This window comes from Elusimicrobiota bacterium (assembly GCA_041660185.1).
Classification (GTDB): domain Bacteria; phylum Elusimicrobiota; class Elusimicrobia; order 2-01-FULL-59-12; family 2-01-FULL-59-12; genus JBAZWU01.
Genome location: JBAZWU010000002.1, coordinates 171,616 through 196,426 on the forward strand (window position 1 = coordinate 171,616; position 24,811 = coordinate 196,426).

Sequence of the window (24,811 nt, forward strand, 5' to 3'; positions counted from 1 at the left end):
TATGATGAAACAAAGAAGCATTTTATTCTTCGTTCTTCTGACCGGCACAGCGTTCGCGCCCTGCATTTCTGCGGCTGAGACCCCGCTGATGCTTACTCTGGAACAGGCGCTGCAGCTGGCTAAAGAGAAAAGCGTTGATCTGACACTGGCGCACCTGACCCTGGACGACTTTCACAGCCGCTACCGTCAGGCGATCGGCGGCGCTCTCCCGGAAATCGGATTGACCGCCACGTATTCGCGCAATATTCAGAAACCAGTGGCCTTTTTCAGCGGCGGGAAAATGGAGGCGGGGCGGGATAATGGGTTTGATGCCGCCATCACCGCTGAGCAACCGCTCTACTCAGGCGGGAAAGTTTTGACCACAATTCGGGGGGCACGCCATGGGCTTCACGGTCAAGAGAAACTGCTTGAAAGCACGCAAGACGACGTAGCGTTGGCGGTCAAGAGTCTTTTCTACGGCGCCCTGCTCTCCAGTGCCACTGTGGCCATTGAACGGGATAATTTGTCTTCCGCGCAGGAACATCTCGACACGATCCGCGCGCGTTTCCGCCAGGGGCTGGACAGCGATCTCACACTCCGGCGCCAGGACGTGGAAGTGGCCAACACCTCCGCGAATTTAATACGGGCGAAAAATTTACACGAAATGGCTCTGATCAACCTTCAGGAACTGCTCACCCTGGACGTCGATCGCCCGCTTCAGGTCCTGGGAGTACTCGCTCCGCCGAATAAACCGGCGCCTCCTTATGAGACGGTCTCGAAAATGGCGCTGCAGCGGCATCCGGGACTTCAGGCCGCCCGTGAGCAGACCCAAGTATCAGACCATCTGATCTCCATCGCCCTGGCCAATATGAAGCCGAAGCTGTCGCTTTTTGGAAGCCTGGAGTGGGTCGCTCAAGCCAATGATCTGTCCCCAACGGCAGACGAGCGCGCGACCGTCCTGATCGGCGGCCTGAAACTGTCTTATCCCCTTTTTGCCGGCGGCAGCCAGTGGGAAAGCGTTCGCCAGGCGAGAGTCGCCTACCAGCGGGATAAGGAACAGGAAGATCGTCTCGAGCGAGCGGTTCGGGTGGACGTGCGCCGGCAGTGGTTGGCGATCACCGAAGCGCTTGAACGGGCGAAGTCTCAGGAAGAAGCGGTGGAAGAGGCCCGCTTGGCGCTCAAAGCCACCGAAATCCGCTACCGGGCAGGCCAGGCGAACCAGCTGGAACTCAACGATGCGACGTTTGCCCTCAACCGGGTCCGAACACTTTATATTCAAGCCGCGCATGATTATCAGGTCAGTCTGGCTTCCCTCGAAAGGGCCGCCGGCGGATCGCTTCAAGGAGTCCAGCCATGAACCGAAAACATATTCCTTTCATTTCCATTCTGGCCGTATCGCTGCTCGCGTGCCACCGGAAGGACGAAACCCCGCGACTGGAAGCCTTTCCGGTCCGCGTGGAGCGCGTCATGGCCCGGACACTTGAGGAAACCCTGGTCCTGGTCGGCTCTCTCAAGGCACGCAACGAAGCGACGCTTTTCCCCCGCGTTCCCGGTAAACTGAAAGAGAACCTTCTGCGGGAGGGAGACCCGGTGGAAAAAGATCAATCCGTCGCGCTCATCGAACGCGACGAGGTCGGCGTCAAATTCGAAGCGGCGCCTGTTCCGTCGACGCTCGGCGGGGTCGTCGGGCGGATTTATCTCGACAGGGGAGCCAATGTGACCCTGAACACCCCCATCGCCTTCGTGGTGGATGATCGGGAAGTGATCGCGAAGGCGGATGTCCCGGAACGTTACGTCGGGAAGATCTCTCTGGGGCAGGGCGCGCGCGTCCAGGTGGAAGCGTATGCCGATCAATCCTTCCAGGGGACGGTTTCCCGCGTCAGCCCGGTGGTGGACACGGCCACACGCAGCGCGCCGATTGAAGTTCGTATTGACAACACCGCGCGGCGGCTGCGATCAGGCATGTTTGCCAAGATGACCCTGGTGACGACTCGCCGGCCCGGGGCTCTGGCGGTGCCCAAAGAAGCCGTTATGGACGACGGGCGTTCCTTTGTGTTCCTCGTTCAGAACGGCCAAGCGGTGAAGCGGGAAATCCATACCGGCCTGGTCACGGAACGCTATCTGGAAGTGACCGATGGCCTGCCGCTGGGGGCCACCGTCATTACGTCCAGCCTGTTTGGCCTCCAGGACGGCAGCCCGGTGGATGTCACCGAGGGAAATCCGTGAAACTAGCCGACATCAGCATTAAACGTCCGGTTTTCGCGGTGATGATGATCGCCGCATTGGTCGTGCTCGGTCTCTTTTCCTACAGCCGCCTGGGAGTGGACCAGTTCCCGAACGTTGATTTTCCCTTCGTCATTATCCAGACGACCCTTAAAGGCGCCAGCCCCGAAGAGATCGAAACCTCCCTGACCAAACCGATCGAGGAAGCGGTCAACACCATTTCGGGAATTGAGGATCTTCAATCCACCAGTTTTGAAAGCCTCAGCCAGGTCTTCGTTTCCTTCGTTCTGGAAAAGAACTCGGACGTGGCCGCGCAGGAAGTCCGCGACAACGTCAACCGTATTCTCAGCCAGCTGCCGCAGGGAACCGACCCCCCGGTTATTCAGAAGTTCGACCCGGGCGCGGCGCCCGTCATGTCCATTTCGGTGAACGGCTCCCGCTCGCTGCGCGACCTCACGGAAACCGCCAAAAAGAAAATCAAAGAACCCCTGGAGGGGCTCAAAGGCGTCGGCAAAATTACGATGGTGGGCAGCCGGGAACGCGAAATCCATATTATCCTGAACCCGATGAAAATGGCGGCGTTCAAGCTCTCCAGCAAAGAGGTCAAGGACGCTCTCACCCAGCAGAACATTGAAATTCCCGGAGGCCGCGTGGACCAGGGGCAACGAGAACTGGTGCTGCGAACGCTGGGCCGCATCGCCGCCTCCGCTGATTTCGAGAAGGTCATCGTCACGAACGTTAACGGCGTGCCGGTCCGCATCCGGGACATCGGACGGGTCGAGGATACCGAAGAAGAACCCCGCTCCCTGGCGCGGCTGAACGACCAACCGACGATCTCGCTCATCGTGCAGAAGCAATCGGGGACGAACACCGTGGAAGTTATCACAACCGTTAAGACGGCGCTTGAAAAACTGACGGGTGGACTTCCTCCCGGGGTTCACGCGGAGGTCACGCGCGATCAATCGGATTTCATCCTGGCTTCGGTCCGCACGGTGCAGGAGCATTTGATCCTGGGGGCTCTTCTGGCCAGTCTCATGGTCTTGTTCTTTCTCGGCGACCTGCGCAGCACGATCATCGCGTCTATCTCGATCCCGACCTCGATCATCGCGACGTTCGTTTTGATGGACCTGGCTCATTTTACGCTCGACACCATGACGCTCCTGGCGCTGGCGCTGGCGGTCGGCGTGGTGATTGACGACGCGATCGTCGTACTGGAAAACATCTTCCGGCACATGGAGGAAGAAAAAATCGTCCCCATGACCGCCGCGTCCAGCGGCACCCGTGAGATCGGCCTGGCGGTCATGGCCACCACGCTTTCGCTTGTCATTATCTTCCTGCCGTTGGCCTACATGCAGGGAATTGTCGGGCGCTTCCTGAAGAGTTACGGACTCACGGTGGCTTTCGCCATCATGGTCAGCTTGTTTGTCGCTTTCACGTTGACCCCCATGCTTTGTTCGCGTTTCCTCAAACTCCGGCAAGGTCCTCGCAGTGCCCTGCAACGAGGGGTGGATGCCTTTAACGAGGTTCTCAGAACCCGCTACGGGCGTCTCGTTCAATGGGCTCTGGCGCACCGGGGATGGGTCGTGGGGGGTGCGGCCGCGGTGATCCTTTCCACCGTGCCGCTCATCCTCGTGATCGGCAAAGACTTCCTGCCGCCCGACGACACGAGTGAAATGCAGATCACGATTAAGGCACCCGAAGGCACGTCGCTCACGGCCACCGATGAGATTATGAAGCAGCTCGAACGGGAGATCCGGCGACTGCCCGGCGTGCGCACCCTCCTCACCTCCATTGGAGAAGGGGAAGGCCGGAACGTCAACGATGGTTTAATTTATGTCCGCCTGCAACCCATCGGCAAGCGGCGGCATTCCCAGTTTGAGATCATGGCCATGGCGCGCCGGGCTCTCAAAAAATACACCGGCCTGCGGACCAGCGTCAGTAAGGTCGACCTGATCGGCGGGACCAACTTCCCGACCTCCGACTTCAGTTACGTGCTCGTGGGCCCTGATCTCGACAAGCTGCAGGAGTACTCCGGAGCCATTGTGGATGGGCTCAAGAAGGAACCGGGGTTTGTCGACGTGGACACCACCCTGAGCTACGCCAAGCCGGAACTGCAGGTGCGCATTGAGCGCGACCGCGCCCAGGACATGGGCGTCAAAGTGGAGGACATCGCCTCCAGTTTGAGAACGATGGTCGGAGGCGAAGAAGACATCACCAAATACAAAGAAGGGGATGAACTCTACCAGGTGCGCCTGCGTGTGGATAAAAATTACCGCAACACCGCGGAAGCCGTGTCCGGACTCTATTTACCATCCTCCAAGGTTGGGCTGGTTCGCCTCGACAACATCTCGACGCTCATCGAACGCAAAGGGCCCTCCCAGATCGACCGGATGAACCGCCAGCGCCAGGTCACGATCACCGCCAATCTGGAAGATGTCCCGATGGGGGCGGCCATCGCCAAAGCGGACGCACTGGTGAAAAATCTCCGCATGCCGCCCGAATACAAACCCCTGCTCATCGCCGAAGGCCGGGAAATGGGCCGCATGTTTACGGGATTTTTGATCGCCTTTGGGTTGTCGCTCATCTTCATGTACATGGTGCTGGCGTCACAATTCGAGAGCTTTCTGCACCCCATCACCATTCTTCTATCGTTGCCGCTGTCGATTCCCTTTGCCCTGCTGTCGCTGTTTATTCTGGGCCAGAACCTGACGATCTTTTCAATCATGGGATTGTTCATGCTTTTCGGAATCGTGAAGAAAAACGCCATCCTGCAGGTAGATTACACCAACACCCTGCGGGCCAGGGGAATGCCGTGTTATGAAGCGATTCTCGAAGCCAACAAAACCCGGCTGCGCCCGATTCTCATGACCACGCTCGTGCTCGTCGCCGCCATGATCCCCGTGGCGCTCGGCCGGGGGCCCGGATCGGCCAACCGCGCGACCATGGCCGCCGTCATCATCGGCGGGCAGACGCTCTGCCTGCTCATTACGCTTCTCATGACTCCGGTCGCTTACTCGCTCTTTGACGACGCCAACACCTGGTTTCGAAAACGGTATCGGTCCCTTGAAGCGCCACGCCCGCCCAAACAAGAGTCAAACTAAAAGCCAGAATTCGACTGACGTTCCCTTCGCTGTAGCGAAAAGCAGCCGTCAACCAATAGGCATGGGATAGATATATCCCGAAGCTGCGATGCCCCAGTTCCACCAGCGGCCGCCAGCTCAGGAAGGATTGGAACCCATCCGCACGTTCATTCAACACACGGTCCGTCACCCAAAGAAGAATGAGTGCTCGTGATAACTCTGTGGTCATCAGGGAAAAACCGTTCCCGAAAAGGCTCCCCGCAAACACCTGCCGCAGGAAAATCAACCCTAATCCTCCCAATCCAAAAAGCTCAATCGATTTCCGGTTCCGCCAGGCGGCCAGCAGCGCCCCGGCCCCGAATGTTTCAAAAGCGCCTGGCGTCATAATGTCGAGCGCAATCTTCGGCCAATCGAAAAATCCTCCGATGGTCCGGATCAGGAGTCCCAGCGCCACCAGGACGAGGCTGACTGTTTTCAGGCGCGGCCATCCCGCCCACCGGATGACCCAGGGCCAGATCAAATAAAACTGCATGATCACCGCCACAAACCACAACGGACCGCCCGGACTCGAGAAGCGCCCTTCCCGGATAAAATGCCAATTGCTCAGAAACGATAAATGCCAGGGAAGATGCCGCAGCTCCTCCAAGCGGAACAAAGCCGCCAGAAGAACCGTGATTAAGAAAAGTGGAAGGATACGGCGAAAGCGCCGCTGGTAAAACACGGCCAGCAGCTCCCGCCAGGACTCCCGCGGCGCCTCGGCCAGAGGGCGAAGGGAGCGCGTGATCAGATAACCGCTCAGGACAAAGAAGACATCCGCGCCCAGACGGCCGCCCGTCGGGTCAAAGGAAATCCCGTGGGGCAGGTAATGCTGCCCCACGACCAGCAGAATAGCCAGTCCCCGCAAGCCGTCGAGTCCAGCGTCGTGTTGAATGGCTTTCGAAGGAGTTTGAGTCACAATGCTGAAAATTAGAGCATTTCTTGAACAGCGGAAAGAAGATGACCTGACTTTGCGATATTTTTCGACCAATCAGATAAATTATCATGTTAAAGTGTTCGCCGGTCGGTCGAACGAGAGGGATTGAGGAGAGGCAGGGAGTAGAATGCACAAGATCCTGAGAAAAGAACAACTGAATGCAGGGATTACCCTGCTCGAGTTCGAAGCGAAAGAGATCGCCGAAGCCGCCAGGGCCGGCCAATTTATCATCCTCCGGATTGACGAACGCGGAGAACGATTTCCCTTAACTCTTTTCGACTTTAACCCCCAAAAAGGAACGATCACCGTGGTGTGCCAGGCCGCCGGCGTCAGCACCCGAAAACTCTCCTCCCTCAACCCGGGGGATTCGATCCTGGATGTGGCCGGGCCTCTCGGGCACGCGGTCGACATCGATTCCATGGGCCGCGTGATCATGATCGGCGGCGGGGTAGGCACCGCGGAAGCTTATCCGATTGCCAAAGCCCTCCAAAAAAGCGGAAAAGAAGCGACCGCCATCATCGGCGCCCGGACCAAGGACCTCCTGATCTGCGAGAAAGAAATTCGCGAGGTCTGCCGCACAACCTATTTCACAACGGACGATGGTTCTTACGGCCGGAAGGGGTTCGTGACGGATGTCCTACAGGAGCTTCTGGATAAAGGTTCCTATGACGTGGTCTTTGCCATCGGCCCGGTACCCATGATGAAGAAGGTGTCCGAGGTGACACGCCTCAAAGCGGTGAAAACGCTCGTCTCCTTAAACTCGATCATGATTGACGGCACCGGGATGTGCGGAGGCTGCCGGATCCAGTTGAACGGGGAACCCAAGTTTACCTGCGTGGACGGCCCTGAATTTGATGGGCATGCCGTTGATTTCGCAGATCTGACACGCCGTCTGCAGCAATACAAAGAGCAGGAGAAGCGATCCCTGGACCGCTACGAAGAACAATGCCGGATTGGTCTGAATCAAAATCAAGCGACCCCTCCCCGATGAAAGAACAAGATCCGAAAGAACGGATAAAGAATTTCAACGAAGTCCCCCTGGGATACACCGCCGAAGAGGCGATCGCAGAGGCCTCTCGATGCATTCAATGCAAGAATTCCCCCTGCATCAAAGGCTGCCCGGCCGAGATAGATATCCCCGGTTTCATCAAGGCCATCCGGGAGAAGCGCTTTGACGACGCCATTTTTGTCGTCAAAACCACGAACAACCTGCCGGCGGTCTGCGGGCGGGTCTGTCCCCAGGAAGACCAATGCGAGAAGCTTTGCGTTTTCGTCCGAAAGGGAACTCCCATCAACATCGGGAACCTCGAGCGATTTGCCGCGGATTGGGAATTGCGAAACGTTGCGGCCACGCGCAAGCCGAAGAACCCCACGCCGGGTCCTCTCGAAAAAGTAGCGGTCGTTGGATCCGGACCTGCCGGGCTCGCCTGCGCGGCGGACCTCGCGAAACAAGGATACCGCGTAACGATTTTTGAAGGGCTGCACAAACCCGGCGGCGTCCTGACCTACGGGATCCCGGAATTTCGCCTGCCCAAGGAAATCGTCATGCGGGAAGTGGAGTCGATCCAGAAGTTGGGCGTGGAGCTCAAACTTAATTTTGTGATCGGCAAGATCAAGACGATCGACCAGTTGCGCGCGGAAGGCTTCAAAGCGTTTTTTATCTCAACGGGAGCCGGTTTGCCGCATTTCATGGGAATCGAGGGAGAGAACCTCAACGGGGTTTACTCGGCCAATGAATTCCTGACGCGCATCAACCTCATGAAAGCGTACACGTTCCCGGAGGTCGACACGCCGATTCGAGTGGGGAAGAAAGTCGTGGTGACCGGGGCAGGGAACGTGGCCATGGACGCGGCCCGCTCAGCCTTGCGCCTCGGCGCCGAGAAGGTCTCGATCGTCTATCGGCGATCCGAAGCCGAGATGCCCGCACGGCTGGAGGAGATCCATCACGCCAAAGAGGAAGGCATTGAATTCCATCTTCTGACGTCTCCCGTAAAAATTATCGGCGATGCCAATGGCCATGTCAAAAAACTGATTTGCCTCAAGAATGAACTCGGGGAACCCGACGCGAGCGGTCGCCGGCGCCCTGTTCCCATTCAAAACTCCGAGTTTGAAATCGAGGTCGACACCGTTATTGTGGCCGTGGGGAGCGGCTCGAATCCGCTCCTCCTTAAAACGGTGGAGGGCCTGAAGCTCAGCCGGAAGGGAACCATCAAAGCCAACGAATCCGGGCAGACCAACCTTCCGGACATTTTCGCAGGCGGCGATATTGTCACGGGGTCTGCTACGGTCATCGCCGCCATGGGAGCAGGAAAGAAAGCGGCCCGTGCCATCCATCAATTTTTGAATAAGGTTTGATTCTTCCGTGAAGTGTTATAGAATCCGCTGAATCCCCACGGGATGTTCCGTTGGATGCAATGACGCATCTATCCGGTCCTACCTATCTTGCCCTGGATGGGGGTCGCGCTAAAACCGCACTACTAAAAGGAGATCATTTCCATGAACCTATGTTCCCCCAATGCCAATGACGCCACTGGGTCGTTCAACCGTTCCAAAAGTGTTGTTCCTATGAGTGGCCTTTGTTCTCGCTGTTTGGACGGTTGCCGAGGCAACTGCGAAGTGTTTAAAGCGACGTTCCGCGGAAGAGAACTCATCTATCCAGGCCCTTTCGGCGAAGTAACGGCCGGCGGAGATAAGGATTATCCCGTCGACTATTCTCATCTCAACATCCAGGGTTATGCCCTCGGCGCCCGCGGGCTGCCGGCGGGGGTCAAGCCGGGACCGGACACCGCGCGCTTCCCGGCGGTGGATACCGCCACCGAGTACGGATGGAAGTCCAACGTTCGCATGACCATGCCGGTCTTCACGGGGGCCCTCGGGTCCACGGAGATCGCCCGGAAAAACTGGGATCACTTTGCCGTGGGCGCTGCCCTTTCCGGCATCACCATTGTGTGCGGAGAAAATGTCTGCGGGATTGATCCAAAGCTCGAGCTGGATAAGAAGAAAAAAATCAAGAGCTCTCCTGAAATGGACCGGCGCATCGAAGCCTACCGGAAATACCACAAAGGCGACGGAGAAATCCTGATTCAAATGAATGTCGAAGACACGCGTTTGGGCGTGGCCGAATACATCATCGACAAACATGGGATTAAAACCATCGAGCTCAAATGGGGCCAGGGAGCCAAATGCATCGGCGGAGAAATCAAAGTCAATTCGCTGGAGCGGGCCCTGGAACTCAAGCGGCGGGGGTATATTGTGACGCCGGATCCGGAAGATCCCGTCAATCAGGCGGCGGTCAAAGACGGCGCGCTGAAAGAATTCGAACGGCACAGCCGTCTCGGGTTCATCGAAGAGGAGGCGTTCTATAAAGAAGTGGAACGGCTGCGCGCGCTGGGATTTAAGCGCATCACGCTCAAGACAGGGGCCTACGGCCTGCGCGAATTGGCGATGGCCATCAAATGGTCCTCAAAAGCCAAGATCGACCTCTTGACCATCGACGGCGCCTCGGGCGGGACCGGCATGAGCCCGTGGCGGATGATGGAGGAATGGGGCATGCCCTCCCTCTATCTCCATGCCGCGGCCGCCGAGTTCGCGCGGGTGCTTCACCACAAGGAAGAAAAGGTGCCGGACCTGGCGTTCGCGGGCGGCTTCAGCTCGGAAGACGGCCTCTTCAAAGCGCTGGCTCTGGGATCCCCGTATGTGAAAGCGGTCTGCATGGGGAGAGCTCTCATGATCCCGGGCATTGTCGGGAAAAACATCGCCCAATGGCTGGAAGAAAAGAGCCTGCCGAAAACCGTCAGCGAATACGGCACGACCCCGGAGGAGATCTTCGTCTGCTACGAACAGGTTGCCGAAATGGTCGGCAAGGCCGAAATCAAGAAAATCCCGCTGGGGGCGATCGGCATTTACAGTTACATCGACAAACTGCATGTCGGCCTGCAGCAGCTCATGGCCGGCGCGCGGTGCTTCAACCTGGCGTCCATCAGCCGCAGCGACTTGATGTCATTGACGGACGAATGCGCGAAAGTTACGGGAATCCCGTACCTGATGGAGTGCAACCGGGAGGAAGCGCTGGCAATCCTCAACAGCTGATCTCCGTTTAGATCGCAGATCACCGAGAAAGCCGGAAAGGCCCGTCAAGGCCCTTCCGGCTTTTCTCGTTTTCGAGGTCAGCCCCTCAAGGGGACGCCGCCGTGTTAGAGGACGTAGTCTTCTTTTGAATGGGCTTGAGCAAAAACGCGGGTAAAAACAGCGCCGAAAAAGAAAATCTGAGCGGAGAAATACGTCCAGGCCATGATGACAATCAGCGATCCGGCCGCGCCGTAGAGGGATCCGTAGGAACGCCGGCTGAAGTAGAACCCGAGAGCGACTTTGCCGATATCAAAGAGAGCCGAGGTCAACAACGCCCCGGGCCAGATCTGTCGCCAGCGAAGTTTCACGTCCGGCACCCATTTGAATATCCCCCCCAGGAACAGGGTGACCAGCGCCAGCGAGGTGAGATGCCCGAGGCCCTTCCAGAAGGCGACCCGGCCAATGCCGGGGAGGAAACCGCCGAACTGGCGGTTAGCGATTCCCAGTCCGGTATCGAGCACCGTAAAGGCCAGAATAAAAACACCAGCGGCCAGGATCATGGCCAGCGGGACCAGCGTGGATTTAATAAACGCGCCCCACCCGTGTTGGGTTTTGACTGGCACGTGCCAGATATGGTCGAGAGAGGCCTTGAGCTGAACAAAGACCGAGGAAGCGCCGTAGAGAAGCATCGAAACGCTGAAAAAGGTCAGCGTCTGCAGGCCGTGCCCCCGCTTGGGCAAAAGCCAACCCCGAATGAGATGCCCGACACGCTCCCCCATAACCACATCGAACTGGGCCATGATCTCGGCCCGGGCAACAAAACGGCCGAGAATCCCGATGATCAAAACCAGAAGCGGGGTAACGGAAAAGATGGCAAAATATGCCAACCCGCCGGCCAGAATTTCCGGCCGGACCTTTCGCCATTCGTGATAGGTTTTCTTGAGAATCTCCAAAATCGTTCCCTCCCGCCATTATCCTACAGAATTTTAGTGAAAATGCATCTGTTGCCCTCTCCCTCAGCAGGGAGAGGGCAAGGCCGACCAACGGGACCCGCCACACTGCTGGCGAGGCCTCGCGGGACGTCTGGCGGGGAGCCGCGGGTGAGGGCACAACTTTAACCCTCACCCAGACCCTCCCCCTCATCAGGGGGAGGGATCTACTGTTAACATTCCCGTTCCCTATTCTTAACCCTTCGGTTCGTTGTTTTTCTGTCGGAAAGGAGGTAAATCCAGAGGGCCATGAAACCCTCCTCCATCGTTAAAAGCCTCCTCTTTCTTGGATTTATTCCATCGTTGGCGTGGGGAACGTCTCTGAGAAGCCAGATCTTGGCGCAGATCGCAGAAACACATTCCTCCATCCAGGTCGTTATTTATGAGATCAACTCTCCGGAAATGGCGCAGGCTCTGGCTTCCGCAGCCCATCGCGGAGTGGATGTGCGGGTGATTGTCGACGAAGCGCGTTCCAATAAGCCGTCAAGCCAGGAAGCGTTTTTGAAGAGCGAGGGCGTTGCGGTCAAGAAAATCGCGGCAGACGGCCGGAATCTGATGCACGACAAATTTGTCCTTTTTGACCGCTCTCTGGCGCTGACCCCCTCCTATAACCGTTCCATCCGGTCCCTGCGCGAAACCGGCTCCGCCGAACAACTCTTCACCGATGAGCCCACCCTCGTACGACAGTTCCAGAAGGAATTCGAAGCCGTCTGGCACGCCGCTGACTACGCCCGCCTCCCCTAACACCTTGGTGACAGACACCGGTTAGCGACAGTGATTTCAGCTTATCTGTAGAAGGTTTTCGATCAAGTTTCTCGAAGTGGGCCCGATCTGGAGGAATAAAAAAGAGCGGTGGTGCCGGATTGCAAATCGGGGCAGAAATGCGCAGCTCACTACAAACGATACACCCAACATATTGAATTTGAGTAGTATCCCAGGTGACTGACACCAAGGTTAATGAAGGACTTTTTTCAGGAGGGGTGGTGTGATGAACGTGGTGACGACCACCATGGCGATGAGGGCCGAATAGAGAGGCCCCTGAATCACACCGGAGGCCAGCCCGACTTGCGCAAAAATCAATCCGACTTCCCCCCGCGGGATCATACCGATACCAACACTGAGGCGATCCACGCCTTTCGTCCAAACCGCCCAGCCGCTCGCCAGTTTCCCGATGACCGCCACCCCAATCAGCAGAACAACCAAACCATAAAGGCCTGCGGAGGCCGCAACAAACGGATTAAAGGGACGAAGATCCACTTTGGCGCCGACCATCACAAAGAAAATCGGGACAAAAATGCCGGCGGCGGGTTTCAGGAAAGAGTGTATTTTCTCCTTCCGGGGTGTCTGCGCCAGAAGGATCCCGGTCATAAAAGCCCCCACGATAAGCACGCTCCCCACGGCCTGCCCCCAGGACGCCGGCCCGGACAAGGCCTGCCTCTGCACAACGGCCAGAAGGATGATCCCCAGGATATCGTCGATCACCGCCGCACCCAGGATAATCTGCCCCTCCGGCGTCTGGAGCTTTCCGATGTCCGTCAGAACACGCGCGGTGATGCCAATGCTTGTAGCGGTCAACGCCGCGCCGACCAGTACCGCCGGCAGACTCGCATGCCCCAGACCCCGCATGACCACAACCCCCAGGAGAAAGGGCAGCACCACCCCGACACACGCCACCGCAAAGGAGACCGGACCGGCTTTTAACAACTGTTTCAAGTCACTGTCGAGCCCGGTCTCCAGGAGGAGAAGAATCACCCCGGCCTCAGCCGCGAGCGAGAGCCCCGGATCATTTGGATGAAAAAACGATACCACTCCAGTTCCCAGGAGGACGCCCCCGAAAAGCTCCCCCAGCACCGCCGGCTGTTTCCAACACTCCGCCAGCTTTCCAAAGAGCTTCGCGCTGACCAGAATCATCAGCAGATTAGTCAAAAAATGGGAAACGTGCATTTGAAGCATTTATACCAATAATCTGACAAGACCTCGCAAAAAAACGTCATCCCCTGCGGTCTCTGGCAGGGGATCCATCCTGCCTTTTATCACTGATAGATTCCCCGCCAGTGGCCGCGGGGAATGACGATCATGAGTTAAGAATTTGGGTTCCGATGTGTAAGCAGATTATGCTATCGTCCAATCATTATGCGATCAACCCGTTTGGTATTCCGGACTGCTTTTTGCGCGGCGTGGCTGTGGATGACTGAGAAGCCCGGCAGGGCCTCGGAAAACCAGCTTGAGTTTAATCTGGGGCGCGGTTTTCCATCGAGTTCGATCCAGGCCGGAGACCGTTCCGACCGGGTTGGCGCGCGCGGCACAGAATGGTCCGCAAACCTGTTGCATCATCTGGCCGGCAAGAGGGCCTACTGGGGCCTGGGCGGCGGCCAATTCAGATCAAACGACAATGTGTCGCAAACCTTTGTGCCGAACGCTTTTTCGACGATCACATCAAAGGCAACCACGGTCCTGGTCCTGCTGAGGACTGATCTATCCGCCCAATCCAGGTTTGTTCCTTACTTTATCGGCGGTCTCGGCTGGGCACAAAACTCCCTCTCGGTGGTCGCTGTGCCAAACTCCACCTGGACGGATACGGGAACGTCGGAATCCAGAAAGCTTCTAAAGGATTCAAAGAACACCTTGGGGTATGCCTACGGCCTTGGACTGGATTATGCGCTCAACGATCGGCTGCTGATCGGCGTTGAAGCCCGCTACCAGGGATCCCTGAAAAACACCTACGAAATGACCCCCGCCGGCGCTGCCGCCACCGGCCAAAACAGCGTCCGAGCGCCGTTGAACCTCTTCGCGACCAGCGTCAAAGCCGGTATCAAATACTAAATACGAGTAAATTTAAGTCAGGCGGCTTCAGGGTGTTGGCCCAATTTTTTAGGGACAATGGCCAGGTCCAAACCGACAGCATGAAGGATGTCGTGAAGGCTCACAATTTCAGGGTTTCCCCCGCGCGACAGGATCTGATAGAGATGGCCGCGATTCATGCGGGTGCGGCGGGACAAGGCCAGCAAGCCTCCCTGAGCTTCGGCGACGTTACGCAGGGCAACCAGGAAATGTCGGCGGTCCCCCTCTGCGAGCGCCGCATTGAGATAGGCGCAGGCTTCACAGGGATTCTTCAAATCCTTAATAAGTTCTTTATGGTAGCTAATGCTTGGTTCCATGGTTTCTCCATTGGTAATCTTGCCAGAAGTTCTGCGCTTCATGAATATCCCGTGTCTGAGTGCTCTTTTCGCCACCGATCAATAGAATGATTATGTGTGGGCCATCGCAACCAAAGTAAACCCGATACCCAGGACCCCAGTATATCTTTAGCTCGAAAACGCCCTGACCGACCGCCAATGGCCAGGGTTTCCTTCCGCAAACCGTTCCAGTCGATTGCGTATGATCGCCCTTGTCCTGGGGTTCCGAAGCCCACGCAGCCAATCCAGAAACGGGACCCGGCCGCCAACCAGAACATATGGCCGGAGCTCCTTCGAACCACTCAGCACGGAGCGTTACCCAAATTGTACGGTATAACAGACATTCCCGCAACCTCTTTCCGAGCCACCAAGTGAGACGGAGCCCTACCGACTTAGATAGAGATCGCAATGAACTATTCAGAGAGGAAGCAGGGACAGGAGGGAGGTCAGAGAATGGCGTTGAAGAGGTAGCCGACGGCGATGATCGACAAAGCGACGATGGCGAAAAAGGTCGCTAAAAGCCGGGGTTTGAGCACCCTGTTTAAGATAACCGCCTCCGGGAAGGAGAGCGCTGTCACCGCCATCATGAAGGCGAGTACGGTTCCGACCGGCAGGCCTTTGCCCATCAGCGCCTGAACCACCGGGAGGATGCCGGCGGCGTTGCTGTAAAGGGGAACGCCGATCAGAACAGCCACCGGCACGGCAAAAGGATTGTGGCGGCCGGCATAGCGCACGAGGAAATCCGACGGGGCATAGCCATGAATAAATCCGCCGATGCCGACGCCGATCAGGATGTAGGGCCAGATTTTGTTGAGCAACTCGACGGTGTATTCCCTGGCGTAACGCACTCGATCAGTCCAGTTTTGCTCCTCCGGAGCCGCAGAACCGACCTTGGTTTGATAGACATAATCCTGGACATACCTTTCCATCCGCAAACGTCCAATCACAATCCCTGACACGATCGCAACAACCAGCCCCGTACCGATGTAGAGCAGGGCAATTTTCCAGCCAAAAAGGCCCCAGAGCAGGACCATGGCGACCTCGTTGATCATGGGCGAGGAAATCAGGAAGGAGAACGTCACCCCCAGAGGGATTCCAGACTCGATGAACCCGATGAAAAGGGGTACGGCGGAACAAGAGCAGAACGGCGTCAAAATACCCAGCAACGCCGCCAGGACGTTTCCAAGATACTGCCGCCGGTGCGACAGCATCGCCCGGGCGCGCTCCGGGGAAAAGAAGGAGCGAATGACGGCAATCCCGAAGACGATGATCGACAGAAGCAGGAAGATCTTGGTCGTGTCGTAAACAAAGAAGTGGACCGCTTCCCCCAGCGGACTGCCGGGAGTGAGCGCAAAGACGGTCCAGCTGATCCAATCAGCGAATAGTTTCATCATCTTAGAACTCCATAATAGAAACCGATCAGGATGAAGACTCCTCCGGTGATGCGACGCGCCCAGACCTCGATGCGCCGGATTTGCTCAAAAGCACGGGCAAGCCCTTGGACACCGGCGGCAATCGCCAGGGCAAAAACAGCCACCGGCAATCCGGTCCCAAGGCCGTAAATCGCAGGCAGGATCAGCCGGGATTCATGCGCCACCGCAAGAGGAACAAGACCTCCGAAAAAAAGCGCTGCCGAGACCGGGCAGAACGACAACGCGAAAATCATTCCTAGCAGGCCCGCACTGACGAGCCCCTTGCCTGACACGCGGGCCTGCAGCCGGGCAACCCAGCCCTCTCCAAAAGAGGGAAACCGCAGCCATTCCAGGAGAAACAACCCCATCAGAATCAGGAGCGGCCCCAGCAGCACCTGCGCATAGCGCTGCAGCGCAAAGGAAAGACCGGGAATCGAAAGCATCCCCGCAACAATAAGTATGGAAAGCACGATGTAACTCACCATGCGCCCTGCCGTATAGAAGAGCCCTGACAGCCAGACGCTTTTCAGATCGTCCATTCGACGGCCGATAAACGACATCGCCGCGATGTTGCTCGCCAGGGGACAGGGGCTGATGGAGGTCAGGAGCCCAAGCCAGAAAGCACCGCCAACGGCTATGGCTGAGGAATCCATCAAGAACCCTTTTGAAATTGCCGCACTTCGTCCTCAACGTAGCGAGCAAAGGCTTCGGGCGTCTTGACCAATGACCAGACCTGATCAAGGTTCTTCCAGTGAGGCTTGTCTTTCGCCTGGCTCACCAGCACCAGCGAACTGGCGTAAAGACCGAAGTCCTTGATGAAATGACGGTTGGCGGGTTCATCGATATTGACTACCCGCCATTCCAGCGAACCGCTAGCCAGTTCTTTGGCAAACTCTTTCTTGAGGGCCTCTGCGGAATAGGCCTCGATCTTGCGGCAGGTGGGACAGCGCCGGGCCGAATGGAAGTAATAGGCGACGACCTTCGAAGTTCCCGTCGATGGGCGCACCGCAAACACTCGATCCGCCATCACCAATGGGCTCAAGACTGAAAGGGCGACCCCTAATAGAAACACCTTGCGCCTCATCATGCGCGGGATCCGCAAACGAACCAGTGTTTCGTCCGGACGCAGAAGCTACAGACCGACAGCATCACCGGAACTTCAACGAGCACGCCGACGACGGTGGCCAGGGCGGCTCCGGAACCGGGGCCATAGAGCGCGATCGCCGTAGCAACCGCCAGTTCGAAGAAGTTCGAAGCGCCGATGAGCGCCCCCGGCGCGGCAATCGGATAGGGTACTTTGACCAGTTTCATCAACCCGTAGGCCAGCCCCGAATTAAAGTAAACCTGGATCAAAATCGGGATGGCAATCAGGACCACATGCAGCGCCCGGGTCGTAATGTTCTCAGCCTGGAACGCGAAAATCGCCACCAGCGTGGCCAGGAGGGCCAGAATCGTTATGGGATGGAAGAACGAAACAAATTTTTCATTGAACCACTCCACGCCTTTGCGGCGGATCAGCCAGGCGCGGCTCATCGACCCCAGGACCAGGGGGATCACCACAAAAACAAGCACCGAATAGAGGAGCACCTGGAACGGCACCTGCAAACCGGAGGCGCCCGACACCAGGAGCTTCACGATCGGCGCAAAGAGCACGAGCATCAGGAGGTCGTTGACCGACACCTGAACCAGCGTATACGCGGGATCGCCGTCCGAAAGATAGGACCAGACGAAGACCATGGCGGTGCAGGGAGCGGCGGCGAGAATAATCGTACCGGCGATGTACTGACTGGCCAGATCGGGGCTTATCCAGGACTGCAGGAGATGCCGGAAGAAAAGCCAGCTGAAGAACGCCATCGAGAAGGGTTTGACCAGCCAATTCACAATGAGGGTTACGACCAGACCGCCGGGCCGCTTTCCCACGTTTTTAATCGAGGCGAAATCGATCTTAAGCATCATCGGGTAGATCATCAACCAGATGAGTACCGCTATCGGAATATTGATGTGGCTTCCCTGGCCGAACTCCATACGGCGCAGTGCATCGACCAATCCCGGGAGCGTCTGGCCGATCAAGATTCCTAGCCCCATGCAGATGGCGACCCACAGCGTGAGGGTGCGTTCAAAAGTATTCATCTTCTTCATAGAATTCGCTCTTTCATCGATTTCTTTTCACTTTCCACCACTTCTGGAGATTCACCCTATCGCGTCCTAGCACCTTAACTTCTTCGGAGCAGCCACGCAGGCAGCCCAAAATCCCCCGATGGAATGCGTTTTGCGGTTCGCACAAGGAATAGTGTTTCCAGAGCCCTTCCTTCCGGTCTCGAACCAGACCAGCCCGGCGAAGATAAGCCAGATGGCGGGATACTTTTGATTGGGGAAGGCGGAGAGTTTTCAGGAGGTCGCAGACGCAAAGTTCGCCATGCGTCAGCAGATGGAGAATCCGAAGCCGCGTCTCATCGGCAAACGCCTTAAACATCCGATCCGGTTGGGTGGCTTTCATCTATATCTGCCTTGGCAGATATAGTAGCACACTTCAGGAGGACTAGAGGATGTTGCTTCCGGTTTTAAACCTCAAGGGGTAGGGGACGTTGCTTCCTTTCTTCCTTTTTATTTTTATGAATAAATGGGTCTCGTTTTCATCTAAGAGATGTGCCTCGTCAACCGCGCCTGAACCTCCCCGGCCTGTTTTATCACGTCATGGTCCGGGGCATTGAACGTCGCAGGATTTTCCGGTGTCCCGCTGATTATCTGGATTTCCTTCGACGCCTCGGTGACGGCCTGTCCAAGACCGGCTGCCGTTGCTTTGCCTGGGCGCTTATGCCCAATCATCTGCACCTGCTGCTCTTAAGCGGTGTTCGAGGCTTGGTCTCGTTGATGCATCCCCTGCTCACCGGATATGCCGTCAACTTTAACACCAAATATCGCCGTGTCGGCCATCTCTTCCAGAACCGCTACAAGGCCATCATCTGCGAAGAGGACCCTTACTTCCTTGAATTGGTCCGCTATATCGGGCTCCAACCCGTGCGTGCCGGTTTTCTTCATACCCCGGAAGAACTAGCGCGCTACCCTTGGACCAGTCACCCAGCGATCATCGGCGAGACTGCGGATTCCTGGTTAGAAGTGGATGAGGTTCTGAGCCGGTTTGGATCGGAGCGGCTGCAGGCCAGAGCCGCCTATCAGCGCTTTATATTGGACGGCTGGGACCAAGGCTATCGAAACGATCTGGAAGGAGGCGGGCTTCTGCGCAGCGTGGGTGGGATCTCCGGTGCTCTGGCCCTGAGGCGCTCGGGCCAACAACAGATGGCGGATGTCCGAATCCTGGGCAGTGGCTCTTTCGTCGAAGGGATTCTGCATCAGTCCGAGACTCTGAAGCAAACGAGTCAGGCGATGACGCAACAATGGTCTCTGGAGGAGCTTCAACAGGCCATCGCCGAATGGACCGGCGTCAAGACGGATGAGTTGACTTCCGGGGATCGCCGGCGCACTGTCGCAGCAGCCAGAGCTCTCTTTATTTTTGCCGCCCGGGAATGGTTGGGGATGACAGGAGCTGCCCTGGGACGTCAGCTCGGTCTATCCAGCGGAAGCCTGTCGAAGGCTTTTGGACGCGGACGAGACCTAGCTCAAGAACGGCAACTTCTAATCCATATCAAAAGGAAGAAAGGAAGCAACGTCCCCTACTCCAACGTCCCCTACTCCAATACGGCGCCGGTGTCGGCGCTGGTCACAAAACGCGCATAGCGTCCCAGCCAGCCGCGCTCCACGCGAGGCTTAAAGGGTTTAAGCGCCTTCAAACGTTTAGCGATCTCCGCCGAAGAAAGCAAAACATCCAGCTTTCCCTTAACGGTATCGATCCGGATCCGGTCGCCTTTCTTCAGAATAGCGATCGGCCCGCCAGCCGCCGCCTCAGGGGAGACGTGCCCGATACAAAGTCCTCGTGTGCCGCCGGAGAACCGGCCATCCGTAATCAGCGCCACCCGAAGACCCGCGCCGACAATGGCGGAGGTCGGGCTCAGCATCTCCTGCATCCCGGGCCCGCCGCGTGGTCCTTCGTAGCGAATCACGACGACGTCGCCGTTCTTGACCTTGCCGCTCAACACGCCGTCCCGCGCGTCTTCCTGGGATTCAAAGATGTTCGCCGGTCCTTCAAATTGCATCATGTCCGGCGCCACACCAGCGGCTTTCACAACCGCCCCGCGGGGAGTGATGTTCCCGAACAGAACGGCAAGCCCGCCGGTCTGACTGAAGGGATTGGCCACCGTCCGGATAACGTTGCCATCCGGCGCCGGCGCTTGATCCAACATGTCGCCCAGCTGCCCCGTCACGGTAGGGCAATCGGTCTTCAGCCCGGCCCTGGATTTTGCCGCTTCTTTTAAAATCGCAGCAATTCCTCCTGCGGCATGGACGTCCTGGAGATGGACATCGGGCCGGGAAGGACTCACCTTGCAGATGCACGGCGTGCGTTTAGCCAGCGCACTGAGACGGCGCAGGTCATAACGCACCCCGGCCTCATGGGCCAGCGCCATCGTATGCAGAACGGTATTGGTGGAACCGCCCATCGCCATATCCAGAATGAACGCGTTATCCAGAGCCGCCAGCGTCACGATATCCCGCGGCCGGAGCTTCAGATCGATGCACCGTTTGAGCGCGTGCGCCGCCCGGCGAAGAAGCGCTTCCCTCTCCGGATTCGGAACCATCTGTCCGTTCACCCGCTGTTCAGCCGGAATCGTGCCGTTGCCCGGAAGCGCCAGCCCGATCGCTTCGCCCAGACAATTCATCGAGTTGGCCGTAAACATCCCGGCGCAGGAGCCGCAGCCGGGGCATGCCCGCTCCGCCAAGGCGGAGAGTTCCTGCTCGGACATTTTGCCGACGGACTGCTTTCCGACCCCTTCAAAAACGGTAATGAGATCGGTGTTGCCGCCCCCGGCAAGCATCGGGCCGCCGGAGACATACACCGCCGGGATGTTGAGGCGTACCATCGCGTTGTACATCCCCGGCACGATCTTGTCGCAGTTGCCGATGCCGATCCAGCCGTCGCACGGGTGGGCGCCGATCACGGTTTCAATCTGGTCGGTGATGAGCTCACGGCTCGGAAGCGAGTACTTCATCCCGAAATGCCCCATGGCGATGCCGTCATCGACGGCCCCGCCGACGTTGCAGTACCAGACGTTGTAGCCCAGGCTTTTGAGCTCCCGCTCAACAAGATGCCCCAACTTTTCCAGATGGGCGTGCCCGGGGATATGGGTGGTGTAAGAGTTGACAACCGTCACGAACGGCTTTTTGCGGTCCGCTATCGAACCAATAACACCCGCCGCCTTCATCAATGAGGCAGCCGGCAGCATTTGAAAGCCTTCTCCGACAATACGGCTGCCTTTCTTGCGAAGGTTATCGATGCCCTCGTTGATCCATCCCTTATCGCTGTGTTTAGCCATGAGCGTTCTCCCTAATCTGCTGTTTTCTTTATCAGGCTGTGTCACAACTCGTCATCCCCGGCGGTCACTGGCCGGGGATCCAAGCATCTTGGCATGATGGATTCCCCGCCTGTGGCCGCGGGGAATGACGAAGTGTGTCGCTATGACACGCTTTCTTTATTAAACCATAAGACGCCTTTAAGAGCGCAGAACCTCCAGCTTTTTGACCAGGATATCAACGATGGATGGGGTTGACTTCTGACTGGCTTTACCGGGCGGCGGAACGGCCCGCGATCCAGCCGGTGGTCCAGGCGTTTTGAAAGTTAAACCCGCCCGTGAGCGCATCGATATCGAGGATTTCCCCGGCGAAATAAAGCCCGGGAGACTTTTTGCTCTCCATCGTCCGGAAGTCGACTTCATCCAGGCGCACGCCGCCGCAGGTAACGTACTCTTCTTTATTGGGGTTTTTGCCGCTGACAGGATAGAGACCGGCCGTCAGTTCACCGGCCAGCACGTGCAGCCGCTCCTTCGACACTTCGCTCCAGTGCGCGCCGGCAACGATCCCGGCCGTTGAGGCGAGGCGTTCCCAGAGCCGGCGCGGCAAACGGAAGGGACCGTGTCCCGGTGTCGCACGCCGCAATTGGATGGAGCGGTATTTCTGAAGCGAGAGCAGAACATCTTCGGCGGTCAGATTCGGCAGCCAGTTGATTATGATCTGAGCACGGTAATCGCGGGTCTGCAGTTCACGCGCACCCCAGGCCGACAGACCCAGAACCGCCGGACCGCTCAATCCCTGGTGCGTGATCAGAAGCGCTCCGGTCTGCGACAAGCGCGTGCCTTTGAGGCCCAGCTTGGCCTTCGGAACCGAGACACCGGCAAGGCCTTCGAGGCGCGGGTCCGCGATCAAAAATGTGAACAAGGATGGAACCGGCGGAAGGAGCGTGTGCCCGAGCGCCTTCGCCCATTCCCAGCCGAGCGGACTGCTGCCCGTAGTCAGAATCACGCGCCGCGCAGCGCGGGACTCGCCGTTGGCCAGACTCAAAGTATACGATTCGCCCTCGCGCGAAAGTGTTTTCACTTCGACAGCCGTCTGAACATCGACGCCGGCCGCGCGGGCCGCGGACTGAAGACAATCCACAATCGTCTGTGATTGGTTTGTCTCCGGGAACATTCGTCCATCGTCTTCGGTTTTAAGGGGCACACCATGCGCCTCAAACCAGGCAACGGTGTCCCGCGGCTGGAACCGGCTGAAAGGACCGCGCAGGACCTTCCCTCCGCGCGGGTAATACGTCACGAGAACCGCCGGGTCAAAGCAGGCATGCGTGACATTGCAGCGGCCCCCTCCCGAAATCCGGACCTTTTCCAGAACGTGGGGGGTTCGTTCCAAAAGGTTCACGTGAAGCCCCGGGTTGGCCTCCGCACAGGCGATCGCCGCGAAAAACCCGGCGGCGCCTCCCCCCAAAACAACGATATTGTTCAACTCGTTTACTCCCATGCAATCATTCTAACGAATCAGGGCCGGCTATCGCTGACGCGTGTGCTATAATTCCGCGATGGTCATGAGAAAAAACTCACCCTATAGGAGGACGTATCCGTGAAAAAATTCATCGCTTTGCTGTTCCTGGCCGGCCCCTGCTTCGGAGCGGTCAATGTTTCCCTCCTGGGCGGCGGCGCATTCCCGCTCAGTGACCTGGAAATTGAAGGAGGAGGGTCGGAGAAGATCGGAGAGTCCGGCGGGGCGATCGGCGTTCAGCTGATGGTCCCGATCGATGAACAGATTTCGGTCGGATTTGACTTCTTGAACCAAGCCTTCGGCGAGAAGAAATCGGATTCGCTCATTCCAACGGCGAGGACGACCTACCAGTTCAGCTCCCGCACGTTCCTGGCCGGGGTGCGCTACACGATGAAAAAAGAGAAATGGCATCCCTTCCTTTTTGGAGGCCTGGGTGTCGGATATCTGTCGGGGACAGCCGATCTCGAACCCGCGGCAGGCTATATCTGGAGCGACACCGGCACGGCGGAGAAACGGAAGATCCTCGATGATTCGGGCGCCGCGGCGGCCGTGGCGCTGGCGTTTGGAGCGGACTACGCGGTGACACCGCGCTTCAGTTTTGGGGCTGAAGGCCGGTTTTCCTATATCGGGAAGACCACATTCACAACCCGGTCGATCAGCACGACCACCTCAACCGTCGGCGAAATCAAAGGGAATTCGTCATCCTTCGCCCTGCTGGCCCGGGGCACGCTGCACTTTTAGCGCAACTCAGGACAAGCGGCCCTTGTTCTTTGTACCATGAGAGGCAGACCCCATGGAAACGATCTATATTTATCTCGAAAAACCGCCCAGAGGAATGAACCATGCGCGCACCGTGCAGGGACGGGCGGCCGCGAATAACTGGACCAAGCTCAACGCCTTTGCCCGGGAATTGAAGGCACGGCCCCTGAACGACTTCCTCGGGAACGATACGGACGCGGGGACCTGGTTTCCGCCCAAAGAAGCGCTGGCCACCCTTCAGCGGCTCATCACGCGCATCGCCTCGGATCGGCAGGCGGTGGACAATGTCCGCCACCTCATCCGTGACCTGAACAGCTACGAAAACATCCTCTCGGCGGCTCAGGCGCGCGGCTCCAAATTCCATTTTTCCACCCGAAAAGAAAAACCGGTCGTCGAATAACCTCCCGGCCGGGAATCACCTTCAGCCGATAGTCTATCCTCCCCTCGTTTCTCCCATTCATAAATAAATACGTCTTTGGGGTTCAAATACTACCCTAAAAATAGAACCGCCGGTCGATCCTCTGATGAATATTCCTACGACTTATGGATCTAAGTTACAGGAGGAATATCAATGAATTCACTGAATAAACAAAATAAAGCGGTTTCAGAAAACAAGCTGACTGAGCCGTTTTTAGAACGATGCGTCCGATTTAGCGTCTGCATCCTAGATCTTGCCCAAACGATTCCAAAGACTCCGGTCACCCGCCCGGTCATTGATCAGCTGGTGCGCAGTTCGATGGCAATCGGAGCTAATACCAGTGAAGCGAAATCTGCCCAGTCGCGGGCTGACTTTATCAGCAAATTTGAAATCGCTCTGAAGGAAGCTCGGGAGACCGGGTATTGGATTGAGGTGGTGCGGCAGGCCCATCTTACGCCCGACGCGGTAGGTATCAAAGAATTGGCTGGAGAGTGCTACCAGCTGACGGCCATCCTGGTGTCATCGGTCAAAACGGCAAAGCAGAATGCAAAGACCAGAAAGTGAGATCAGAGAGCAGAGATAAATTTGGGGCACCCAGTATAAGCAACGAGCATCGATCTTTTCTGATCTCTGCTCTCTGCTTTCTGATGTGCCCCAAATTTGCGGGGGCTGGATTTGAACCAGCGACCTTCGGGTTATGAGCCCGACGAGCTACCAGGCTGCTCCACCCCGCGAAGCCATTATAGCACGGGATGACGTACTGATCTGGAATTTTGTCGGAAGGGGTGATTTACGACGCTGATCGGATTTGTGATC

24 protein-coding genes and 1 tRNA gene are annotated in these 24,811 nt (G+C 57.4%); 12 read left to right on the forward strand and 13 right to left on the reverse strand.

What is annotated here, in order from left to right; translation table 11 throughout:
• Nucleotide 1: 1 nt before the first annotated feature.
• Genes WC859_03130 through WC859_03140 form a run of 3 tightly spaced genes read left to right on the forward strand, consistent with a single transcriptional unit; the run spans nt 2 to nt 5,303 of the window.
• Nucleotides 2-1,336, forward strand: a complete 1,335-nt coding sequence (locus WC859_03130; protein MFA5975140.1) for a TolC family protein — start codon at nt 2-4, stop codon at nt 1,334-1,336.
• On the forward strand, nt 1,333-2,205 hold the full coding sequence (locus tag WC859_03135; protein MFA5975141.1) for an efflux RND transporter periplasmic adaptor subunit: 873 nt from the start codon (nt 1,333-1,335) through the stop codon (nt 2,203-2,205). The genes WC859_03130 and WC859_03135 overlap by 4 nt, the downstream gene beginning before the upstream one ends.
• Nucleotides 2,202-5,303: an efflux RND transporter permease subunit gene (locus tag WC859_03140; protein MFA5975142.1), complete on the forward strand. Its 3,102-nt coding sequence runs from the start codon at nt 2,202-2,204 to the stop codon at nt 5,301-5,303. The genes WC859_03135 and WC859_03140 overlap by 4 nt, the downstream gene beginning before the upstream one ends.
• Here the strand turns inward: WC859_03140 and WC859_03145 are convergent.
• The gene (locus tag WC859_03145) at nt 5,197-6,237 is read right to left on the reverse strand and encodes an acyltransferase (GenBank protein ID MFA5975143.1); all 1,041 of its coding nucleotides are present in this window, start codon (nt 6,235-6,237) and stop codon (nt 5,197-5,199) included. The two genes, WC859_03140 and WC859_03145, sit on opposite strands and share 107 nt — an antisense overlap.
• A gap of 145 nt (nt 6,238-6,382) precedes the next feature.
• Between WC859_03145 and WC859_03150 the strand changes: the two genes are divergently transcribed.
• The 3 genes from WC859_03150 (at nt 6,383) to WC859_03160 (ending at nt 10,344) form a co-directional block, all read left to right on the forward strand.
• Complete coding sequence (locus tag WC859_03150) at nt 6,383-7,246, forward strand: sulfide/dihydroorotate dehydrogenase-like FAD/NAD-binding protein (protein MFA5975144.1); 864 nt, start codon at nt 6,383-6,385, stop codon at nt 7,244-7,246.
• The gene (gene gltA / locus WC859_03155) at nt 7,201-8,610 is read left to right on the forward strand and encodes an NADPH-dependent glutamate synthase (protein MFA5975145.1); all 1,410 of its coding nucleotides are present in this window, start codon (nt 7,201-7,203) and stop codon (nt 8,608-8,610) included. The genes WC859_03150 and gltA overlap by 46 nt, the downstream gene beginning before the upstream one ends.
• Nucleotides 8,611-8,751: 141 nt before the next feature.
• Nucleotides 8,752-10,344, forward strand: coding sequence for an FMN-binding glutamate synthase family protein (locus WC859_03160; protein ID MFA5975146.1), 1,593 nt, complete (start codon nt 8,752-8,754; stop codon nt 10,342-10,344).
• A 104-nt stretch (nt 10,345-10,448) separates the two neighbouring features.
• Here the strand turns inward: WC859_03160 and WC859_03165 are convergent, their stop codons facing one another.
• A complete protein-coding gene (locus WC859_03165) occupies nt 10,449-11,276 on the reverse strand; it encodes a YihY/virulence factor BrkB family protein (GenBank protein ID MFA5975147.1) in 828 nt (275 codons plus the stop codon).
• A 285-nt stretch (nt 11,277-11,561) separates the two neighbouring features.
• Here WC859_03165 and WC859_03170 point away from each other — a divergent pair, with 285 nt between their 5' ends.
• Nucleotides 11,562-12,056 (forward strand): phospholipase D-like domain-containing protein, encoded by a 495-nt coding sequence (locus WC859_03170; protein MFA5975148.1) that lies wholly within the window; start codon nt 11,562-11,564, stop codon nt 12,054-12,056.
• Between the two features lie 210 nt (nt 12,057-12,266).
• Here WC859_03170 and WC859_03175 read toward each other — a convergent pair whose 3' ends face one another.
• Complete coding sequence (locus tag WC859_03175; GenBank protein ID MFA5975149.1) at nt 12,267-13,238, reverse strand: cation:proton antiporter; 972 nt, start codon at nt 13,236-13,238, stop codon at nt 12,267-12,269.
• A gap of 261 nt (nt 13,239-13,499) precedes the next feature.
• Between WC859_03175 and WC859_03180 the strand changes: the two genes are divergently transcribed.
• Nucleotides 13,500-14,135: an outer membrane beta-barrel protein gene (locus tag WC859_03180; GenBank protein MFA5975150.1), complete on the forward strand. Its 636-nt coding sequence runs from the start codon at nt 13,500-13,502 to the stop codon at nt 14,133-14,135.
• A 17-nt stretch (nt 14,136-14,152) separates the two neighbouring features.
• On the opposite strand, the gene WC859_03185 is transcribed toward WC859_03180, so the two are convergent.
• The 7 genes from WC859_03185 to WC859_03215 are packed head-to-tail and all read right to left on the reverse strand — an operon-like array spanning nt 14,153 to nt 18,397.
• Nucleotides 14,153-14,470, reverse strand: a complete 318-nt coding sequence (locus WC859_03185; protein MFA5975151.1) for a transcriptional regulator — start codon at nt 14,468-14,470, stop codon at nt 14,153-14,155.
• Entirely contained in the window at nt 14,454-14,897 is a 444-nt protein-coding gene (locus WC859_03190; protein ID MFA5975152.1) for a type II toxin-antitoxin system RelE/ParE family toxin, read from the reverse strand. The genes WC859_03185 and WC859_03190 overlap by 17 nt, the downstream gene beginning before the upstream one ends.
• 37 nt (nt 14,898-14,934) lie before the next feature.
• Nucleotides 14,935-15,882, reverse strand: coding sequence for a permease (locus tag WC859_03195; GenBank protein ID MFA5975153.1), 948 nt, complete (start codon nt 15,880-15,882; stop codon nt 14,935-14,937).
• Nucleotides 15,879-16,553 (reverse strand): aromatic aminobenezylarsenical efflux permease ArsG family transporter, encoded by a 675-nt coding sequence (locus WC859_03200; GenBank protein MFA5975154.1) that lies wholly within the window; start codon nt 16,551-16,553, stop codon nt 15,879-15,881. The genes WC859_03195 and WC859_03200 overlap by 4 nt, the downstream gene beginning before the upstream one ends.
• A complete protein-coding gene (locus tag WC859_03205) occupies nt 16,553-16,987 on the reverse strand; it encodes a nitrophenyl compound nitroreductase subunit ArsF family protein (GenBank protein MFA5975155.1) in 435 nt (144 codons plus the stop codon). The genes WC859_03200 and WC859_03205 overlap by 1 nt, the downstream gene beginning before the upstream one ends.
• On the reverse strand, nt 16,984-18,039 hold the full coding sequence (gene arsB, locus WC859_03210; GenBank protein MFA5975156.1) for an ACR3 family arsenite efflux transporter: 1,056 nt from the start codon (nt 18,037-18,039) through the stop codon (nt 16,984-16,986). The genes WC859_03205 and arsB overlap by 4 nt, the downstream gene beginning before the upstream one ends.
• A gap of 13 nt (nt 18,040-18,052) precedes the next feature.
• Entirely contained in the window at nt 18,053-18,397 is a 345-nt protein-coding gene (locus WC859_03215) for a metalloregulator ArsR/SmtB family transcription factor (GenBank protein MFA5975157.1), read from the reverse strand.
• A gap of 149 nt (nt 18,398-18,546) precedes the next feature.
• Between WC859_03215 and WC859_03220 the strand changes: the two genes are divergently transcribed.
• Nucleotides 18,547-19,635 (forward strand): transposase, encoded by a 1,089-nt coding sequence (locus tag WC859_03220; GenBank protein ID MFA5975158.1) that lies wholly within the window; start codon nt 18,547-18,549, stop codon nt 19,633-19,635.
• Here WC859_03220 and ilvD read toward each other — a convergent pair.
• Nucleotides 19,587-21,236, reverse strand: coding sequence for a dihydroxy-acid dehydratase (ilvD, locus tag WC859_03225; protein ID MFA5975159.1), 1,650 nt, complete (start codon nt 21,234-21,236; stop codon nt 19,587-19,589). The genes WC859_03220 and ilvD overlap by 49 nt on opposite strands.
• Nucleotides 21,237-21,573: 337 nt before the next feature.
• On the reverse strand, nt 21,574-22,800 hold the full coding sequence (locus WC859_03230; protein MFA5975160.1) for an NAD(P)/FAD-dependent oxidoreductase: 1,227 nt from the start codon (nt 22,798-22,800) through the stop codon (nt 21,574-21,576).
• 99 nt (nt 22,801-22,899) lie between these two features.
• Here WC859_03230 and WC859_03235 point away from each other — a divergent pair, with 99 nt between their 5' ends.
• From WC859_03235 to WC859_03245, 3 genes are all read left to right on the forward strand, one after another.
• Nucleotides 22,900-23,559: an outer membrane beta-barrel protein gene (locus tag WC859_03235; protein MFA5975161.1), complete on the forward strand. Its 660-nt coding sequence runs from the start codon at nt 22,900-22,902 to the stop codon at nt 23,557-23,559.
• A 52-nt stretch (nt 23,560-23,611) separates the two neighbouring features.
• Nucleotides 23,612-23,977, forward strand: coding sequence for a hypothetical protein (locus WC859_03240; GenBank protein MFA5975162.1), 366 nt, complete (start codon nt 23,612-23,614; stop codon nt 23,975-23,977).
• Between the two features lie 171 nt (nt 23,978-24,148).
• Nucleotides 24,149-24,559 (forward strand): four helix bundle protein, encoded by a 411-nt coding sequence (locus tag WC859_03245; protein ID MFA5975163.1) that lies wholly within the window; start codon nt 24,149-24,151, stop codon nt 24,557-24,559.
• A gap of 96 nt (nt 24,560-24,655) precedes the next feature.
• Here the strand turns inward: WC859_03245 and WC859_03250 are convergent.
• Nucleotides 24,656-24,729 (reverse strand) — tRNA-Met (locus WC859_03250).
• Nucleotides 24,730-24,811 lie beyond the last annotated feature (82 nt).